The organism is Citrobacter sp. MGH105 (genome assembly GCF_001037485.2).
GTDB lineage: Bacteria > Pseudomonadota > Gammaproteobacteria > Enterobacterales > Enterobacteriaceae > Citrobacter > Citrobacter portucalensis.
On record NZ_CP073048.1, the window covers coordinates 5,024,778 to 5,042,273 of the forward strand.

At 52.9% G+C, this 17,496-nt stretch carries 16 protein-coding genes, 2 tRNA genes, 1 rRNA gene and 1 pseudogene; 6 read left to right on the forward strand and 14 right to left on the reverse strand.

Annotated elements, in window-relative coordinates; translation table 11 throughout:
• Window positions 1–17: 17 nt before the first annotated feature.
• The 3 genes and pseudogenes from pnuC to SK35_RS24035 form a co-directional block, all read right to left on the reverse strand.
• A pseudogene (pnuC, locus tag SK35_RS24025) lies at window positions 18–746 on the reverse strand (nicotinamide riboside transporter PnuC).
• Entirely contained in the window at window positions 746–1,495 is a 750-nt protein-coding gene (locus tag SK35_RS24030) for a nucleoside phosphorylase (RefSeq protein ID WP_048215230.1), read from the reverse strand. The pseudogene pnuC and the gene SK35_RS24030 overlap by 1 nt, the downstream one beginning before the upstream one ends.
• Before the next feature lie 25 nt (window positions 1,496–1,520).
• On the reverse strand, window positions 1,521–2,225 hold the full coding sequence (locus SK35_RS24035) for a Crp/Fnr family transcriptional regulator (RefSeq protein ID WP_048216370.1): 705 nt from the start codon (window positions 2,223–2,225) through the stop codon (window positions 1,521–1,523).
• Window positions 2,226–2,418: 193 nt separating this feature from the next.
• Between SK35_RS24035 and ppiC (SK35_RS24040) the strand changes: the two genes are divergently transcribed.
• Window positions 2,419–2,700, forward strand: a complete 282-nt coding sequence (gene ppiC / locus SK35_RS24040; RefSeq protein WP_038634595.1) for a peptidylprolyl isomerase PpiC — start codon at window positions 2,419–2,421, stop codon at window positions 2,698–2,700.
• Between the two features lie 49 nt (window positions 2,701–2,749).
• The gene (ppiC, locus tag SK35_RS24045) at window positions 2,750–3,031 is read left to right on the forward strand and encodes a peptidylprolyl isomerase PpiC (protein ID WP_003017999.1); all 282 of its coding nucleotides are present in this window, start codon (window positions 2,750–2,752) and stop codon (window positions 3,029–3,031) included.
• 100 nt (window positions 3,032–3,131) lie between these two features.
• Here the strand turns inward: ppiC (SK35_RS24045) and ilvC are convergent, their stop codons facing one another.
• Window positions 3,132–4,607, reverse strand: coding sequence for a ketol-acid reductoisomerase (ilvC, locus tag SK35_RS24050; protein WP_003829020.1), 1,476 nt, complete (start codon window positions 4,605–4,607; stop codon window positions 3,132–3,134).
• A gap of 164 nt (window positions 4,608–4,771) precedes the next feature.
• On the opposite strand from ilvC, the gene ilvY reads away from it, so the two are divergent.
• Together ilvY and fabV are read left to right on the forward strand one after the other, a co-directional pair.
• Window positions 4,772–5,674, forward strand: coding sequence for an HTH-type transcriptional activator IlvY (gene ilvY, locus SK35_RS24055; protein ID WP_003829023.1), 903 nt, complete (start codon window positions 4,772–4,774; stop codon window positions 5,672–5,674).
• A 172-nt stretch (window positions 5,675–5,846) separates the two neighbouring features.
• Complete coding sequence (gene fabV, locus SK35_RS24060) at window positions 5,847–7,040, forward strand: enoyl-ACP reductase FabV (protein WP_008787067.1); 1,194 nt, start codon at window positions 5,847–5,849, stop codon at window positions 7,038–7,040.
• A 63-nt stretch (window positions 7,041–7,103) separates the two neighbouring features.
• Here the strand turns inward: fabV and ilvA are convergent, their stop codons facing one another.
• The 6 genes from ilvA to ilvL form a co-directional block, all read right to left on the reverse strand.
• Window positions 7,104–8,648, reverse strand: a complete 1,545-nt coding sequence (gene ilvA / locus SK35_RS24065) for a threonine ammonia-lyase, biosynthetic (RefSeq protein WP_003018007.1) — start codon at window positions 8,646–8,648, stop codon at window positions 7,104–7,106.
• A 5-nt stretch (window positions 8,649–8,653) separates the two neighbouring features.
• Window positions 8,654–10,504: a dihydroxy-acid dehydratase gene (ilvD, locus tag SK35_RS24070; RefSeq protein ID WP_048215231.1), complete on the reverse strand. Its 1,851-nt coding sequence runs from the start codon at window positions 10,502–10,504 to the stop codon at window positions 8,654–8,656.
• A gap of 158 nt (window positions 10,505–10,662) precedes the next feature.
• The gene (locus SK35_RS24075; protein WP_003829030.1) at window positions 10,663–11,592 is read right to left on the reverse strand and encodes a branched-chain amino acid transaminase; all 930 of its coding nucleotides are present in this window, start codon (window positions 11,590–11,592) and stop codon (window positions 10,663–10,665) included.
• A 17-nt stretch (window positions 11,593–11,609) separates the two neighbouring features.
• Entirely contained in the window at window positions 11,610–11,873 is a 264-nt protein-coding gene (ilvM, locus tag SK35_RS24080; protein WP_003018017.1) for an acetolactate synthase 2 small subunit, read from the reverse strand.
• Complete coding sequence (gene ilvG / locus SK35_RS24085; protein WP_048215232.1) at window positions 11,870–13,516, reverse strand: acetolactate synthase 2 catalytic subunit; 1,647 nt, start codon at window positions 13,514–13,516, stop codon at window positions 11,870–11,872. The genes ilvM and ilvG overlap by 4 nt, the downstream gene beginning before the upstream one ends.
• Window positions 13,517–13,655: 139 nt before the next feature.
• Window positions 13,656–13,754 carry an ilv operon leader peptide gene (ilvL, locus tag SK35_RS24090; protein ID WP_001311244.1) on the reverse strand — a complete coding sequence of 33 codons (99 nt, stop codon included), beginning with the start codon at window positions 13,752–13,754 and terminating at the stop codon, window positions 13,656–13,658.
• A 352-nt stretch (window positions 13,755–14,106) separates the two neighbouring features.
• Between ilvL and SK35_RS24095 the strand changes: the two genes are divergently transcribed.
• Window positions 14,107–15,627 carry a YifB family Mg chelatase-like AAA ATPase gene (locus SK35_RS24095; RefSeq protein WP_020996103.1) on the forward strand — a complete coding sequence of 507 codons (1,521 nt, stop codon included), beginning with the start codon at window positions 14,107–14,109 and terminating at the stop codon, window positions 15,625–15,627.
• Between the two features lie 24 nt (window positions 15,628–15,651).
• Here SK35_RS24095 and maoP read toward each other — a convergent pair whose 3' ends face one another.
• The gene (maoP, locus tag SK35_RS24100; protein WP_003018025.1) at window positions 15,652–15,990 is read right to left on the reverse strand and encodes a macrodomain Ori organization protein MaoP; all 339 of its coding nucleotides are present in this window, start codon (window positions 15,988–15,990) and stop codon (window positions 15,652–15,654) included.
• Between the two features lie 106 nt (window positions 15,991–16,096).
• Here maoP and hdfR point away from each other — a divergent pair, with 106 nt between their 5' ends.
• Window positions 16,097–16,942 (forward strand): HTH-type transcriptional regulator HdfR, encoded by an 846-nt coding sequence (gene hdfR / locus SK35_RS24105; RefSeq protein WP_008787063.1) that lies wholly within the window; start codon window positions 16,097–16,099, stop codon window positions 16,940–16,942.
• Between the two features lie 100 nt (window positions 16,943–17,042).
• Here the strand turns inward: hdfR and SK35_RS24110 are convergent.
• From SK35_RS24110 to rrf, 3 genes are all read right to left on the reverse strand, one after another.
• Window positions 17,043–17,118: transfer RNA gene (locus tag SK35_RS24110), tRNA-Trp, on the reverse strand.
• A gap of 52 nt (window positions 17,119–17,170) precedes the next feature.
• Window positions 17,171–17,247, reverse strand: a tRNA-Asp gene (locus SK35_RS24115).
• Window positions 17,248–17,302: 55 nt separating this feature from the next.
• Window positions 17,303–17,418, reverse strand: a 5S ribosomal RNA gene (gene rrf / locus SK35_RS24120).
• Between the last annotated feature and the right edge of the window lie 78 nt (window positions 17,419–17,496).

A 17,496-nucleotide genomic window follows, 5' to 3' on the forward strand; every position in this document is an offset into this window, starting at 1 on the left:
CCAGAAAATCGGGTCAATCAGGAAGCTGTCGCGGCTAGTGGTGTATAGCCGTTGCGCTGCGCGCTCTTGATCCAGCTGTAGGATCCCATCACCGCGATTGCCGTCAGCAGGACATACTCAAGCGACATGGCGTAAACGCCCTGCACCGCGTAAATAACCACGCTAATCACGTCGATGAGCACTCACAGCAGCCAGTTTTCGACATATTTACGCGTCATCAGAATCATGGCCGCAATCGACAACACCAGCATGGTGGAATCCCAGAACGGGAAGGCATCGGGCTGAAGGTCAGGCATCGCGACCGGTATACCTATCATTTGTAGCAGTGCAATCATAATGCGGGTAAGCGCTGCAAACACCGGATCGATAAACAGCGTCATCAAAACTATCGCCACCGCGCAAACGCCGCCCAGTACCAGGGTTTGCTGACGGGAAAGCCAACGTACCTTGAGCGCAGCTTCCTGCGCCTCGTTTTGTCGGCTCCACGCATACCAACCGTAAATGTTAGCGGCGAAGAAAAACACCTGTAGCAACAAGCTGGCATAGAGCTGAATCTGGAAAAAGATTGCTGCAAACAGCGTGACGTTAATCAGGCCAAACAGGTAATTGATGATTTTTTCCCGGCTGGCACACCAGATACATAACAGACCAAATACGGTACCAATGGCTTCAATCCAAGATAGTGCATAGCCGCCTTCGCCGAGAGGAATGTTGACCATTACATTGTTAATGCTAAAAAAGTCCATCACTGACCTCCTTGCTGACTATCGGAATGAATGGCGCGTAGCGCCAGGGTAATTTGCCGTTCTTCGCCCTGTTGGCACAACGTTTCCTGCTGGACATAATCATTGATACTGCTATCCAGACAACCGTTGTGGGCAACCACCACATTGAGTAATGACGCCGTACGTAACCCGCGCAGCGCACCGATGGTCATCAAAGCGGCACTTTCCATATCCGCACCCAGAACGCCGAGTGCCGACCACTGCGCATCCAGTTCCGCTTCCCTGTCGGTATAAAAACTATCGTGGCTGCGCACCAGGCCGCATGTGGCGGGAATATTCATCTGCCGCGCTTGCGCCATCAGTTCCCAGGTTAACTGCGGGTCGGCGCAGGCCGGATAGCCCGCAGGCGCATAGGTACGGCTGGTCCCGTCATCCTTTACCGCGGCATGGGCGATAATCACGTCACCAAGCGCAAGATTATCCTGCAATGCCCCGCAGCTACCGATACGAATCAGGGTCTTTACACCGATTTGACGCAGTTCTTCAATGGCAATAGCCGTAGACGGTCCACCGATTCCGGTAGAGAGCACTAAAATCTCGATCCCCTGATACCAACCTCGCGCGGCGCGAAACTCACGGTTTTGACCAAGCGATTCTGGGTTATCAAGAAAATTGGCGATGCGATCAACTCGCAACGGGTCTCCCGGCAGCAGCGCATAGCGTGCGCCTGTCATCTCCTTGCTTAACTGGATATGGGGTTGCAGCGACATTCTCCCGCCTCCTTCACTCTTGCGGTTATCCGATATCAGCCTCCCGCTTTAATTTTTCAGGGGCTGACAACACAATACTTTCACCATCGGTATCAATAATCTGTAGCGCTTTCAGGTCATGTAAAATACGGTTAATACTGCGTGTCGTCGCCGCCAGTTCCTGACTGAGGTTTAGCTTATCCAGCAAAATTTCATTCGTGCCATCTTGTTGATAACGCAGCCATAACGCCTGGCACACTCGCTGATACAGCGAGTAAAGATTGTCGCTGCTGGCCTTTTTCGACAGCTGGTAATATTGCTGACTAAAGAAGCGCAGCATCCGCTGGTTAAAATGGTTATCTAACGCCAGCCAGCGGCTGAAGTATTCCTGCGATAAGCTCAGAAGCTGCACATGTCCTACCGCCACTACCGAACAGATGTAATGGCGCGACTCAAAAATCTCGAGTTCGCCCAGCATATCGCCTTTCCGGTAGCGGGCTTGACGATAACGACGTCCATCTTCAGCCTCATAGAAAACATCGACTTCACCGGCAATAATCAGCGAAAAACGCTGACATATTTCCCCCTGCCGACAGATAAAGGCACCGCGTTGGATCTCTTCAAAACGCCAGCGCTGCATGATGTCCAGAGGGCAATATTTCAATAATTCATAGAGCTGTGGATCGCGAACAATATCACCCAGCCCGGTAAGCCATCCGACTGAAAATTCAGTATTTTTCATTGTATCCATGATATCTCGCTCCATGGCTGTAGGGACAGGACGGAGGTCCCCGGCAAAAGGGAATGCGGCAGAGAAAATGTCGCTCATCTCCCGTTTCCATACATCAGGCGAGACATCTGTCCCGCGATGGCGAAGAGTATATGTCCACGACTAAGACGGGTGATAAAGTAATGGGACATCTTTGAGACATGAGAACAAAATAATGGCTAAGAGCGCGGCAGCCCTACATATCCTGGTAAAAGAAGAGAAATTAGCTCTGGAGATCCTGAGCAAGCTGGATCGCGGTATTAGCTTCGATCATTTGGCAAAACGCTATTCTCGCTGCCCCTCTGGGCGCAACGGAGGCGATCTGGGCGAGTTCAAACAGGGGATGATGGTGGGGCCATTTGATGCCGCTGTGTTTAGCTGCCCACTGCTTAAACCTTACGGGCCTGTAAAAACCAAATTTGGCTACCACATCATCAAAGTGCTGTATCGACGGTAAGCCATGCTAAAATCGCGAGCCTTACAGACCCCCTTTTGAAGGCACGATCATGGCAAAAACAGCAGCAGCAGTGCATATCCTTGTTAAAGAAGAGAAACTGGCATTGGATCTTCTGGAACAGATTAAAAACGGCGCCGACTTCGGCAAACTGGCGAAGAAACACTCCATCTGCCCATCAGGCAAACGCGGCGGTGATTTAGGCGAATTCCGTCAGGGCCAGATGGTTCCGGCGTTCGATAAAGTGGTCTTTTCCTGCCCTGTGCTGGAGCCAACCGGCCCGCTGCACACTCAGTTCGGTTACCACATCATTAAAGTGCTGTACCGTAACTAATAGAAAGCCCGGTGTTTAAACACCGGGCTTTTTTTGCCGGATAGCGCTTCGCTTATCCGGCCTACGAAGCGCTGTTGATATGCCATTCCTCTATGAGGAATTATCCTGCGACCGCAATGCGCTTCATATCGGTCATGTAGCCACGCAGTTTCTGGCCCACTTTCTCGATAGCATGACCGCGAATCGCATCGTTCACGTCACGCAGCTGCGCGTTGTCTACCGCGCCTTCAGCAATCGCTTTGCCCAGGTCGCCGGTCTGCAGGGTGGTCATGAACTCTTTCAGCAGCGGTACGCAAGCGTAAGAGAACAGGTAGTTGCCGTATTCTGCGGTATCAGAGATAACCACGTTCATTTCGTACAGACGCTTACGGGCAATAGTGTTGGCGATCAGCGGCAGTTCGTGCAGTGATTCGTAGTAAGCAGATTCTTCGATGATGCCGGAATCCACCATGGTTTCGAACGCCAGCTCAACGCCCGCTTTCACCATCGCAATCATCAGAACGCCTTTATCAAAGTATTCCTGCTCGCCGATTTTACCGTCGAACTGGGCAGCGGTTTCGAACGCGGTTTTGCCGGTCTCTTCACGCCAGGTCAGCAGTTTCTTATCGTCGTTGGCCCAGTCAGCCATCATGCCGGAAGAGAATTCACCGGAGATGATGTCGTCCATGTGTTTCTGGAACAGCGGCGCCATGATCTCTTTCAGCTGTTCGGACAGCGCGTAAGCACGCAGTTTCGCCGGGTTAGACAGACGGTCCATCATCAGGGTGATGCCGCCCTGCTTCAGCGCTTCGGTGATGGTTTCCCAGCCGAACTGAATCAGTTTTTCAGCATATGCCGGGTCAGTACCTTCTTCTACCAGCTTATCGAAGCACAGCAGAGAACCGGCCTGCAGCATACCGCAAAGGATAGTCTGCTCACCCATCAGGTCAGATTTCACTTCCGCCACGAAGGAGGACTCCAGTACGCCAGCACGGTGACCGCCGGTGGCCGCAGCCCAGGCTTTAGCAATCGCCATGCCTTCGCCTTTCGGATCGTTTTCCGGGTGAACGGCGATCAGCGTAGGTACGCCGAAACCACGTTTGTACTCTTCACGCACTTCTGTACCCGGACATTTCGGTGCCACCATCACAACAGTGATGTCTTTACGGATCTGCTCGCCAACTTCCACGATGTTGAAGCCGTGGGAGTAACCCAGCGCTGCACCGTCTTTCATCAGCGGCTGTACAGAACGCACAACGTCGGAGTGCTGCTTGTCCGGAGTCAGGTTAACCACCAGATCAGCCTGCGGGATCAGCTCTTCGTAGGTACCCACTTTGAAGCCGTTTTCGGTCGCTTTACGCCAGGAAGCACGCTTCTCAGCAATGGCTTCTTTACGCAGTGCGTAGGAGATATCCAGACCGGAGTCACGCATGTTCAGGCCCTGGTTCAGACCCTGGGCGCCACAGCCGACGATGACCACTTTTTTACCCTGAAGGTAGCTCGCACCATCGGCGAATTCGTCGCGACCCATAAAGCGACATTTACCCAGCTGTGCCAGCTGCTGGCGCAGGTTCAGTGTATTAAAGTAGTTAGCCATGATGGTGTACTCCGTGATGTTGTGTTGTGGTGCTTATTATTCGGTTCGCAGATTTGTATTTGCGAGATTGAATCCACATTACAACAGGAAATTTATTGCGGAAATTGATATATTCACAACGTCAAATTGCAATTTATGCAACGTAGAAAATCGGAGGCTCGTCTGTGGATTTACGCGATCTGAAAATGTTCCTGCATTTGGCTGAAAGTCGTCACTTTGGTCGCAGCGCGCGGGCAATGCACGTCAGCCCATCCACGCTTTCCCGACAGATTCAGCGCCTCGAAGAAGACCTCGGCCAGCCGCTGTTTGTGCGCGATAACCGTACGGTTACGCTGACCGAAGCCGGTGAAGAGCTGCGCGTGTTTGCCCAACAGACGCTGTTGCAGTACCAGCAGTTACGCCACACTCTCGATCAACAAGGGCCGTCGCTGTCAGGCGAACTACATATTTTCTGTTCGGTAACTGCCGCCTACAGCCATCTGCCGCCAATCCTTGACCGTTTCCGCGCCGAGCATCCGTCAGTGGAAATTAAGCTCACCACCGGCGACGCCGCCGATGCGATGGATAAAGTGGTCACTGGTGAAGCCGATCTGGCGATTGCCGGTAAGCCCGAAACACTGCCTGGCGCGGTGGCGTTCTCGATGCTGGAGAATCTGACGGTTGTGTTGATCGCTCCGGCGTTGCCCTGCCCGGTGCGTAATCAGGTATCGGTCGATAAGCCGGACTGGTCGACGGTGCCGTTTATCATGGCCGATCAAGGTCCAGTACGCCGCCGTATCGAGCTGTGGTTCCGCCGTCACAAAATCAGCAACCCATCGATTTACGCCACGGTGGGTGGGCACGAAGCGATGGTCTCAATGGTGGCGCTGGGCTGCGGCGTGGCGCTGCTGCCGGAAGTGGTGCTAGAAAACAGCCCGGAGCCGGTGCGTAATCGCGTGATGATTTTAGAGCGAAGTGACGAAAAAACACCGTTCGAGCTTGGCGTCTGCGCGCCGAAAAAGCGACTGCATGAACCGCTGATCGACGCGTTTTGGAAGATTGTTCTGGAACGTAAATCCGCAGAGTAGCGCCAGCGTCAGGTCTAAAATCAGTGGTAGATTCAGTATTGGCGCTCCTTTTCTGTATAATGTCGTGATCCATTGTAGTGGGGGGCTTGTTAACCATCGCGTTAAGCAGGCCAGAACAGACGGTGTCATTGCGCACTTGACAGCGAAAATACAAACTTAATTAGCCATCATTATGATAATCAAACCAAAAATTCGTGGATTCATCTGTACAACGACCCATCCGACTGGCTGCAAAGTCAATGTGGAAAAGCAGATCGAGTATGTTAAGCAGAACGGGAAAATCGAGAACGGCCCGTCTCGCGTGCTGGTGATCGGTGCTTCCACCGGTTACGGTCTGGCTTCCAGAATTTCAGCCGCCTTTGGCAGCGGTGCCGCCACTATCGGCGTATTTTTCGAAAAACCGGGCACGGATACCAAACCAGGTTCCGCAGGCTGGTATAACTCTGCAGCTTTCGACGAAGCGGCCAAGCGTGAAGGTCTGTACTCCAAAAGCATCAACGGCGATGCGTTCTCTGACGAATGCCGTGATGAAGTGATCAAACTGATCAAAGAAGACCTGGGTCAGATTGACCTGGTGGTTTACTCACTGGCTTCCCCAGTGCGTAAAATGCCGAAAACCGGTGAAATCGTCCGTTCAGCGCTGAAGCCAATCGGTGAGGTTTACACCTCTAAAGCGATCGATACCAACAAAGATCAGATCATCACCGCCAGCATTGAGCCGGCAACCGAAGAAGAAGTTCAGAACACCGTCACCGTCATGGGCGGCGAAGACTGGGAACTGTGGATGGGCGCGCTGAGCGAAGCGGGCGTGCTGGCTGATGGTGTGAAAACCGTAGCCTACTCCTACATCGGTACCGACCTGACCTGGCCAATCTACTGGCACGGCGCGCTGGGCAAAGCGAAAGAAGACCTCGATCGCGCGGCGGGTGAGCTGCGTAACCAGTTGGCACCACTGAACGGTTCCGCTAACGTTGCCGTACTGAAGTCCGTTATCACCCAGGCATCTTCTGCGATTCCGGTAATGCCGCTGTACATCTCCATGGTCTTCAAGCTGATGAAAGCGCAGGGGATTCACGAAGGTTGTATTGAGCAGATCAACCGTCTGATGACCACCAGCCTGTACGGCGATAAAGTGGCGCTTGATGACAACCAGCGTATCCGTATGGATGACTGGGAACTGCGTGACGACATTCAGCAGGCATGTCGCGATCTGTGGCCGCTGATCACTACCGAAAACCTGGCGCAAGAAACTGACTATGCAGGATACAAGCAGGAATTCCTGAATCTGTTCGGTTTTGCCCTCGACGGTGTGGATTACGATGCTGACGTGAATACCGAAGTCGAATTCGACGTTATCACGCTGTAATCTGCTGATACAGTAGCAAAAAGGGTTCATGTTTTTACATGAACCCTTTTTTAATGGCTGTCGTTAACCCGCCAGGAAGAACCTGAACGCCGGGTTATGTGTTTCATCATGACAGTCATAACCCAGTTCATTCAGCCGCGTTTCGAAATCAGGCTCGTGTTCACCCAACTCAAACGCCGCCAGCACACGACCATAGTCAGTGCCGTGACTGCGATAGTGGAACAATGAAATATTCCAGTGCGTCCCCAGGGTATGCAGGAATTTGAGCAACGCCCCCGGCGACTCCGGAAATTCGAAGCTATAAAGACGTTCCTGTAAGGGTTTCGACGGACGTCCACCGACCATATAGCGCACGTGTAGCTTCGCCATCTCGTCATCAGACAGATCCACCACGCTATAGCCGCCCTCATTGAGCAGTTGCAGGATTTCCTTACGCTCTTCCAGCCCACGGCTCAGACGTACGCCGACAAAAATGCAGGCGTCTTTCGCATCAGCAAAGCGGTAGTTAAACTCGGTCACCGAGCGCCCGCCCAGCAGTTGGCAAAACTTCAGGAAGCTGCCCTTTTCTTCCGGGATGGTCACGGCCAGCAAGGCTTCGCGCTGTTCCCCCAGCTCGCAACGTTCAGAAACGTAGCGCAGGCCGTGGAAGTTAACGTTAGCGCCGGAAAGAACATGCGCCAGACGCTCGCCGCGAATATTATGCTGGGCGATATATTTTTTCATCCCCGCCAGCGCCAACGCCCCGGAAGGCTCCGCCACCGCGCGTACATCTTCGAACAGGTCTTTCATTGCCGCGCAAATAGCATCGCTATCCACGGTAATAATATCGTCGAGGTATTCCTGGCACAGACGGAAGGTTTCATCGCCAATACGTTTCACCGCCACGCCTTCGGCAAAGAGACCCACTCGAGGCAGATCCACCGGATGACCGGCATCCAGCGCCGCTTTCAGACAGGCCGAATCTTCCGCTTCCACGGCAATCACTTTGATTTGCGGCATCAGCTGTTTAATCAGCACCGCAACACCTGCCGCTAATCCGCCACCACCAACTGGTACGAATACGCGATCGAGATGCGCGTCCTGCTGAAGTAACTCCAGCGCCAGCGTGCCCTGCCCGGCAATCACCATCGGATGATCGAACGGCGGCACCCAGGTAAAACCCTGCTGCTGCGACAATTCAATCGCTTTGGCTTTGGCTTCATCAAAGTTCGCGCCGTGCAGCAGCACTTCTCCGCCGAAGCCGCGAACGGCATCGACTTTGATATCGGCGGTAGCCGTTGGCATGACAATCAGCGCCTTCACGCCTAATCGCGCAGAAGAGAAAGCGACGCCCTGAGCATGATTACCAGCCGATGCGGTAATGACGCCATGCGCTTTTTGCTCTTCGGTCAAGCCCGCCATCATGGCATAGGCACCGCGTAGCTTGAAGCTGTGAACGGGTTGACGGTCTTCGCGCTTCACCAGAATGACGTTGTCGAGGCGCGAAGAGAGTTTTTCCATTTTCTGTAGCGGCGTTACCTGTGCCGCTTCGTATACCGGCGCACGCAGTACCGCTCTGAGATACTCGGCGCCCTCAGGAGCGCCGGATAGAGGTTGTGAATCCGCCATGGTCATTATCCCCCGAGCTTCGACTTATCGCGCACCGCACCTTTGTCGGCACTGGTTGCCAGGCTGGCGTAGGCGCGCAGTGCAAAGGAGACCTGACGCTGACGATCTTTTGGCGTCCAGGCTTTGTCACCGCGAGCTTCCTGCGCTTCACGGCGCGCAGCGATTTCCGCATCACTCAGTTGAAGTTGAATACCACGATTCGGGATATCGATGGCAATCATGTCACCATCTTCGATAATCGCGATATTACCGCCGCTGGCCGCTTCCGGAGAAACGTGACCAATGGAAAGCCCCGAAGTACCGCCGGAGAAACGACCGTCGGTAATCAGCGCGCAAGCCTTACCGAGGCCCATCGATTTCAGGAAGGTGGTGGGGTAGAGCATTTCCTGCATGCCAGGCCCGCCTTTCGGCCCTTCGTAGCGAATGACAACCACGTCGCCAGCCACCACTTTACCGCCGAGGATGGATTCAACCGCATCGTCCTGGCTTTCATACACTTTTGCCGGGCCGGTGAATTTCAGGATGCTGTCATCCACGCCTGCGGTTTTTACAATACAGCCGTTTTCCGCGAAGTTACCGTACAGAACTGCCAGACCGCCGTCTTTGCTGTAAGCGTGCTCCAGCGAGCGAATGCAGCCTTCAGCGCGGTCGTCATCCAGCGTATCCCAACGGCAGTCCTGTGAGAACGCCTGGGTAGTACGAATGCCGGCCGGGCCTGCACGGAACATTTTTTTCACCGCGTCGTCTTTGGTCAACATCACGTCATACCGATCGAGCGTTTGCGGCAGAGTCAGCCCCAGCACGTTTTTCACGTCGCGGTTCAGCAGTCCAGCACGATCCAGTTCGCCTAAAATACCCAGTACGCCGCCTGCGCGGTGCACGTCTTCCATATGGTATTTCTGCGTACTCGGCGCCACTTTACACAGCTGCGGGACTTTGCGGGACAGCTTGTCGATATCACTCATGGTGAAGTCGATTTCCGCTTCCTGCGCGGCCGCCAGCAGGTGCAGAACGGTATTGGTGGAGCCGCCCATGGCGATATCCAGCGTCATGGCGTTCTCAAACGCTGCCTTGCTGGCAATGTTGCGCGGCAGCGCGGAAGCATCGTCCTGCTCATAATAACGTTTGGTCAGCTCGACGATGCGCTGGCCTGCGGTGAGGAAAAGTTCTTTACGGTCGGCGTGAGTCGCCAACAGCGAACCGTTACCCGGCTGCGACAAGCCCAGCGCTTCGGTCAGGCAGTTCATCGAGTTAGCGGTGAACATACCGGAACAGGAGCCGCAGGTTGGGCAAGCGGAACGTTCAACCTGCTCGCTTTGTGAGTCGGAAACTTTCGGGTCAGCGCCCTGAATCATCGCATCAACCAGGTCGAGCTTGATGATTTGGTCAGAGAGCTTGGTTTTCCCGGCTTCCATCGGGCCGCCGGAAACGAAGATAACCGGGATGTTCAGGCGCAGAGAGGCCATCAACATCCCCGGGGTGATTTTGTCGCAGTTGGAGATACAGACCATCGCATCGGCGCAGTGGGCATTAACCATGTACTCAACGGAGTCAGCGATCAGCTCACGCGACGGCAGTGAATACAGCATGCCGCCATGACCCATGGCGATACCATCATCCACCGCGATGGTGTTGAACTCTTTCGCCACGCCGCCTGAGGCTTCGATTTGTTCGGCAACCAGCTTACCCAGATCGCGCAGATGGACGTGACCCGGTACGAACTGGGTAAAGGAGTTCACCACAGCGATAATCGGTTTACCGAAGTCATCATCGGTCATCCCGGTGGCGCGCCACAATGCGCGGGCACCCGCCATATTGCGGCCGTGGGTGGTGGTGGCAGAACGATACTTAGGCATGCTTGATTAACTCCCGTCTGTCTTTCCCCTGCATACTTCACGCCGCAGGTGCGTTGGCCGCCTCGCTCACCCCAGTCACTTACTACAGTAAGCTCCTGGGACTTGCTGCGTTGCCGTCTTCCTGCAACGTGAATTTTTTTGGGGAAATATTAATTTTGTTATTGGTTTACTGAATCCAACCAGCCGTATTTATCTTCCGTTTCACCGGTGAAGAGGCCAAAGAAGGCCTGCTGGATGCGTTTGGTGACCGGACCGCAGCGGCCTTCACCCACCTGGATACCATCGACACTGCGTACTGGGGTGATTTCGGCCGCGGTACCGGACATGAACACTTCATCGGCCAGGTACAGTGATTCACGAGACAGCACCTGCTCACGTACTTCGATATCGAGATCTTTCGCCAGCTTAATGATCGCATCACGAGTGATACCCGGCAGCGCGGAAGAGGTAAACGGCGGGGTAAACAGAATGCCGTCTTTTACTTCAAACAGGTTTTCGCCCGCACCTTCGGAGATGTAACCATTCACATCCAGCGCAATGCCTTCCTGATAGCCATGACGACGCGCTTCGCTACCCACCAGCAGCGAAGACAGATAGTTACCGCCCGCTTTAGCAGCAGTAGGGATGGTGTTCGGCGCCACGCGGTTCCAGGATGAAACCATCGCGTCGATCCCCTGCTCCAGCGCTTCTGCACCAAGGTAAGCACCCCACGGGAACGCGGCGATGATCACGTCAGTGGTGTATCCCGCTGGCGGGTTAACGCCCATCCCCACGTCGCCAACAAACACCAGCGGACGGATATAGGCGCTGGTCAGATTGTTTTTACGAATCACCTCGCGGCAAGCTTCCATCAGCTCATCAACGCTCTGAGAAACCGGAAAACGATAGATCTTGGCTGAATCACGCAGACGCTGCATATGTTCGCGATGACGGAACACCACCGGCCCTTTGTGAGAATCGTAGCAACGGATGCCTTCGAATACTGAAGTACCGTAGTGCAGCGCGTGGGACATCACGTGAACCTTCGCGTCTTCCCAACGAATCATCTCGCCATTAGACCAAATGTAATCAGCTTTTTTCGTCGTCATTTTTCTTCCTTTTGCGCTCAGGCGCGGATTTGTTGTGATGTGGTTGTGCTCTGGCAGATAGCAACATGTGCAACGTCTACCAGTTTACTTAACTGACTAAACAGTAAGTCGACCGACCGGGGGCTGGCAACGGTCAATTCGATATTTATATTTTGCGCATCGCTGGCGGCTTCCATATTCATGGAGCACACCTGAAAACCGCGATGGCGTACCACGCGTAAAACACGTTCTAACGTTTCCGGATTGAAACGAGCCTCAACGGCGACCTGATGTTGCATCATGATAATTTCTCCAGCATTTCTGAGTTACTGGCACCTGGCGGTACCAGAGGCCAGACATTCTCAAGTTCGTCGATTGAGACATGAAGCAGGTATGGCCCCTCGCTGTTCAGCATGGTGTCGAGTGCCGCTTCAACCTGGTCTTTACGGGTGATGTGTTGACCTGGTATGCCGAAGGCGCTGGCCAACATGAGGAAATCGGGGTTATCGGTAAGGGTGGTTTCGCTATAACGTTCCTGGAAAAACAGCTGCTGCCATTGTCGCACCATGCCTAACCGCTGGTTGTCGAGTAAAACTATTTTCAGCGGCAACTGCTTGCGTTTTACGGTGCCCAGCTCCTGTACATTCATCATGAAGGAGCCGTCACCGGAGATACAGATTACCGTATCGTTCGGGCGAGCAACCTGCGCACCAACCGCTGCTGGCAGGCCAAAGCCCATCGTACCCAGGCCGCTCGAGGTGATGAAATTTTCTGGGCGGGTGTAGGTCATATGCTGCGCCGACCACATCTGATGCTGACCAACATCCGTTGTCACTACGCTGTCCGTGGGTTTGCGATCGGACAACTGCTTCAACAACAGTGGCGCGTAGATAGCCTCACCGGGATGATCATAGCGCCAGGTATGCTCTGTGCGCAGTTCCGCACAATTCTGGCGCCATGCGTCAATCTTCAGCGATTGCTGCAATGCCGGCAGCAGAGAATTTAAATCACCCTGCAGGGCGACGTGCGCCTGGCGCAGCTTGTTCATTTCCGCAGGGTCGATATCCATGTGGATCACGCTGGCGTTCGGTGCGAAGGTATTCAGCTTACCGGTCACCCGGTCATCAAAACGCGCGCCCACTGCAATCAGTAAATCACATTCTTGCACCGCGAAATTTGCCGCTTTAGTGCCATGCATTCCCAACATACCCAAATAGTATGGGTAGTCAGCTTCTACTGCGCCCAGACCTTTCAGCGTGCAGGCGACCGGCATTTGGGTTACCGCGATAAATTCACGCAGGGCCGGGACCGCCTGCGCCATACCAACGCCGCCACCGACGTACAGGATCGGTTTTTGCGCCTGCGCCAGCATTTTACGTGCCTGCTCAACGTCAGCGTGCGGGAAATCCTCTACGTTTTCGACGGTCGTAAAATACGGCTCCAGCGTACCGCTGGCCAGTTGGATGTCTTTCGGGATATCAACCAGAACCGGACCCGGACGACCGGAGTTCGCCACAGCGAAAGCCTCTGCCATAATGCGCGGCAGCTCTTCCAGTGACTGCACCAGGAAACTGTGTTTGGTGCAGGACAAAGACATACCCAGAACGTCCACTTCCTGAAACGCATCCGTTCCGATGAAAGGTGAGGCCACCTGACCGGTGATCGCCACCACAGGAACAGAATCTAACAGCGCATCGGCAAGTCCGGTGATCAGGTTGGTAGCGCCAGGACCTGAAGTGGCAATACACACGCCGGTTTTACCGGTCGCACGGGCATAGCCAATTGCCGCCATTGCCGCGCCCTGCTCGTGTCGGCACAACAGGTGTTCTACGCCGCCGTCATACAACGCATCGTAAACCGGCATAATTGCGCCACCAGGATAACCAAAGACGGTTTGAACCCCTTGTGCACGCAACGCATGTACCACCCACTGAGCCCCATTCATAGTTACATCCCCGCCGTAAATCTTGAGAAACAGAATTTTATGCTACCGTTCACTTTCTGCTCCTCGTGTATGTTTTTAAGGTCAAAAAAAACCCCCGGACCTTTCGGTGCGGGGGTCTTAGTTCGTTAAGGCTTGTTTTCTAAGCCTTTCCTCGTCCAAGTGCAGCCCCGCACGGTGGGATAATAATCACCACCACGCTAATCACGACCAGGCTAATCACTCGTAGAAGGGCTGTCATTTTTGTATTTTCTTGCATCTTGTTCGAAGGAATACCTAAAGAGTTACCATAGAATTTGCAAATGACACAAGATATTTTTTTATTCGTTTTTCTGACGCCGTTAACGGTTTAGATAAATATCGTTGTTTTTTATACAAAAAATCAAAAGTGAAAATATTTCACGTTTCAGGTGATTCTCGGCAACCCGTTCCCTACTAAAAACGTTATTCAAAAGCGTTTGCGAGCGCTATTCCAGGCTTTATGCAAGCAGTATTGAGCTACATAAAAACACGGGAATAAGCCTCTAAAAACCGTAATTATGTGAAATCTTGCCGCGATGTATTGCGACATAATACTTTCATCAGGAGGGCTTATGTCACTATCGATTGTTCACACACGCGCTGCGCTGGGCGTGAATGCGCCAGCCATTACCATCGAGGTACATATCAGTAATGGTTTGCCTGGTTTAACCATGGTGGGATTACCCGAAACAACGGTAAAAGAGGCTCGCGATCGAGTTCGCAGTGCGATTATTAATAGCGGTTATGAATTCCCGGCGAAGAAGATAACCATAAACCTCGCTCCGGCCGATCTCCCGAAAGAAGGGGGACGATATGATTTACCTATCGCAGTTGCGCTTCTGGCAGCGTCTGAGCAGCTTACAACCCATAACCTCGATACATATGAGCTGGTAGGCGAATTAGCGCTTACAGGCGCGTTACGCGGCGTTCCCGGTGCGATATCAAGTGCAACTGAAGCTATTCGCGCAGGCAGGAGAATTATTGTCGCAAAAGAGAATGCTGCTGAAGTGGGACTGATACACGGTGAAGGGTGCCTTATTGCCGATCATCTACAGGCTGTATGCGCATTTCTCGAAGGTAAGCATGATTTAGACAGACCATCATCGGCAGATTTTACCCCTTGCGCATTAGCAGATGATCTGAGCGATGTTATCGGCCAGGAACAGGGTAAACGCGGGCTGGAGCTTACCGCAGCTGGCGGTCATAACCTCTTACTCATCGGGCCGCCGGGAACGGGTAAGACCATGCTGGCCAGTCGCCTGAGAGGATTGCTTCCGCCACTGAGCAATGATGAAGCACTGGAAAGCGCCGCGATTCTAAGTCTGGTCAATTCCGACACGCTACAAAAACAGTGGAAACAACGCCCTTTTCGTTCGCCGCATCACAGTGCTTCATTAACTGCCATGGTCGGTGGCGGCTCTATTCCTGCGCCAGGCGAGATATCTCTGGCGCATAACGGCATACTGTTTCTGGATGAACTTCCCGAGTTTGAGCGGCGCACGCTGGATGCACTGCGAGAGCCCATTGAGTCCGGGCAGATTCATTTATCCCGTACTCGGGCAAAAATAACTTACCCCGCGCGTTTTCAGCTTATTGCTGCCATGAATCCTAGCCCAACAGGACATTATCAGGGGAACCATAACCGCTGTACCCCAGAGCAGACGCTACGCTACCTCAATCGATTATCAGGCCCATTTCTTGACCGCTTCGATCTCTCCCTCGAAATCCCCTTACCGCCGCCCGGCATACTCAGCCAGAGCCAGGTAAAAGGGGAAGATAGCGCAACGGTGAAGCAACGCGTTATAGCAGCACGAGAGCGTCAGTATCGGCGGCAGAATAAGTTAAATGCGCAACTGGACAGTCAGGATATCCATAAATACTGTCCACTGCGTAGCGACGATGCGCAGTGGCTTGAAGAAACGCTCGCGCATCTCGGATTATCCATCCGCGCCTGGTTACGCCTGATAAAGGTCGCTCGAACGATCGCGGATATAGAACAATCTGACCATATATCTCGCCAGCACTTACAGGAGGCTGTTGGGTATCGGGCGATAGACAGATTACTCATTCATTTGCAGAAACTACTGGCATAAAAAAAGGGCTTTCGCCCTTTTTTATTAATCATCAGATTCGGTGTAGTCTTCCGCACCTTCCACCTGAGGTTTCCCGCCAGACAGCGTGTGGAAGCGTTTTGGACGCTTAATGCGCGTCATGTATTTGGACCACACACGTTCAGCTTCGGTAACCGGTTCGCGCTCACCACGGCATACCGCAACAAACAGTTTTTCTTCTTCCGTTACCGGCTCACGCTTGCCCAGATCCAGCTCGTTGAAAGCATAACCGTGACGCTCAAGCAGTTGTGCTTCTTTAATGGTGAAATCACCATGACGGGAGAATCCGCGGGGATAATATTTATTATCGAAATATCGATTAGTCGTCGTAAAGCTTTCCGCCATCCTGCACGCTCCTAATTCTTTGGCCGAGCTATTTATGGCGCGGAGTATTAGTTACGCTTGACAGAGCGTCAAACAAAAGATTTAAATCATAACGACAAATAATTTTATGGAGCGAGTTGTGGATACGGAATTGTTAAAAACTTTCCTGGAAGTTAGCCGGACACGCCACTTTGGCAGGGCTGCTGAAGCGCTCTATCTGACCCAATCAGCGGTTAGTTTTCGGATCAGACAACTGGAAAATCAATTGGGTGTAAACTTGTTCACCCGACACAGAAACAATATCCGCTTAACCGCTGCAGGTGAAAAATTATTACCTTACGCTGAAACGCTGATGAATACGTGGCAAGCAGCACGTAAGGAGGTTGCGAATACCTCGCGGCATAACGAGTTTTCTATTGGTGCCAGCGCATCCCTCTGGGAATGCATGCTTAATGGCTGGCTGGGGCGTTTGTACCAATCCCAGGAGCCGCAATCCAGCCTGCAATTTGAAGCGAGGATCGCGCAGCGACAGTCGTTAGTAAAACAGCTTCATGAACGACAGCTTGATCTATTGATTACTACCGAAACGCCCAAAATGGACGAATTTAGCAGCCAACTGTTGGGATATTTCACGCTGGCGCTGTATTGCAGTTCTCCTTCACAAACCAAAGATGAACTGAATTATCTGCGTCTGGAATGGGGACCTGACTTTCAGCAACACGAGGCTGGATTGATTGCGGGAGATGAAGTGCCGGTACTTACCACCAGTTCGGCAGAATTAGCCAGGCAGCAACTTTCAGTCCTCAAAGGTTTTAGTTGGCTACCGGTCAGCTGGGCTAAAGGTAAAAGCGATCTCCATACGGTTACCGACAGTACAACGCTTTCACGCCCGTTATATGCAGTTTGGCTGCAAAATAGCGATAAACATGCGCTGATTTGCGATCTGCTGAGAACGAATATTCTGGAAGATTAAGGAAAACGCTGGCAAGGATGCCGGGAGTAAAATAGAAAGAAGGAAAAACTCAAATTACAGGTAAAAAAAAATCCTTAGCAATAATGCTAAGGATTGTTTCTGGCAGGGGCGGAGAGACTCGAACTCGCGACACCCGGTTTTGGAGACCGGTGCTCTACCAACTGAGCTACGCCCCTAAATCTTCTTATCATTAAGCCTGCTTAGTAGCAGGCTTAATTTTCTAATAAGTGGCGGAACGGACGGGACTCGAACCCGCGACCCCCTGCGTGACAGGCAGGTATTCTAACCAACTGAACTACCGCTCCACCGAATTTCTTTGTCACCACCCGGATTATTCATCCCGGTTTACTGCAATTTGATGCCTGGCAGTTCCCTACTCTCGCATGGGGAGACCCCACACTACCATCGGCGCTACGGCGTTTCACTTCTGAGTTCGGCATGGGGTCAGGTGGGACCACCGCGCTACAGCCGCCAGGCAAATTCTGTTTATCAACACACCTCCTGGGCATGTCGATGTAATCTGTAATCAAACTGAATCTTGTGTCTGTCTCTTC

Excerpts from the sequence above, each read along its gene's own strand:
- ilvM (WP_003018017.1), bottom strand. The coding sequence starts at position 11,873 with ATGATGCAACATCAGGTCGCCGTTGAGGCTCGTTTCAATCCGGAAACG.
- SK35_RS24035 (WP_048216370.1), bottom strand. The coding sequence starts at position 2,225 with ATGGATACAATGAAAAATACTGAATTTTCAGTCGGATGGCTTACCGGG.
- SK35_RS24095 (WP_020996103.1), top strand. The coding sequence starts at position 14,107 with ATGTCACTATCGATTGTTCACACACGCGCTGCGCTGGGCGTGAATGCG.
- ilvL (WP_001311244.1), bottom strand. The coding sequence starts at position 13,754 with ATGACAGCCCTTCTACGAGTGATTAGCCTGGTCGTGATTAGCGTGGTG.
- ppiC (WP_003017999.1), top strand. The coding sequence starts at position 2,750 with ATGGCAAAAACAGCAGCAGCAGTGCATATCCTTGTTAAAGAAGAGAAA.
- ilvG (WP_048215232.1), bottom strand. The coding sequence starts at position 13,516 with ATGAATGGGGCTCAGTGGGTGGTACATGCGTTGCGTGCACAAGGGGTT.
- ppiC (WP_038634595.1), top strand. The coding sequence starts at position 2,419 with ATGGCTAAGAGCGCGGCAGCCCTACATATCCTGGTAAAAGAAGAGAAA.
- fabV (WP_008787067.1), top strand. The coding sequence starts at position 5,847 with ATGATAATCAAACCAAAAATTCGTGGATTCATCTGTACAACGACCCAT.
- hdfR (WP_008787063.1), top strand. The coding sequence starts at position 16,097 with ATGGAGCGAGTTGTGGATACGGAATTGTTAAAAACTTTCCTGGAAGTT.
- maoP (WP_003018025.1), bottom strand. The coding sequence starts at position 15,990 with ATGGCGGAAAGCTTTACGACGACTAATCGATATTTCGATAATAAATAT.
- ilvC (WP_003829020.1), bottom strand. The coding sequence starts at position 4,607 with ATGGCTAACTACTTTAATACACTGAACCTGCGCCAGCAGCTGGCACAG.
- ilvD (WP_048215231.1), bottom strand. The coding sequence starts at position 10,504 with ATGCCTAAGTATCGTTCTGCCACCACCACCCACGGCCGCAATATGGCG.
- SK35_RS24030 (WP_048215230.1), bottom strand. The coding sequence starts at position 1,495 with ATGTCGCTGCAACCCCATATCCAGTTAAGCAAGGAGATGACAGGCGCA.
- ilvA (WP_003018007.1), bottom strand. The coding sequence starts at position 8,648 with ATGGCGGATTCACAACCTCTATCCGGCGCTCCTGAGGGCGCCGAGTAT.
- SK35_RS24075 (WP_003829030.1), bottom strand. The coding sequence starts at position 11,592 with ATGACGACGAAAAAAGCTGATTACATTTGGTCTAATGGCGAGATGATT.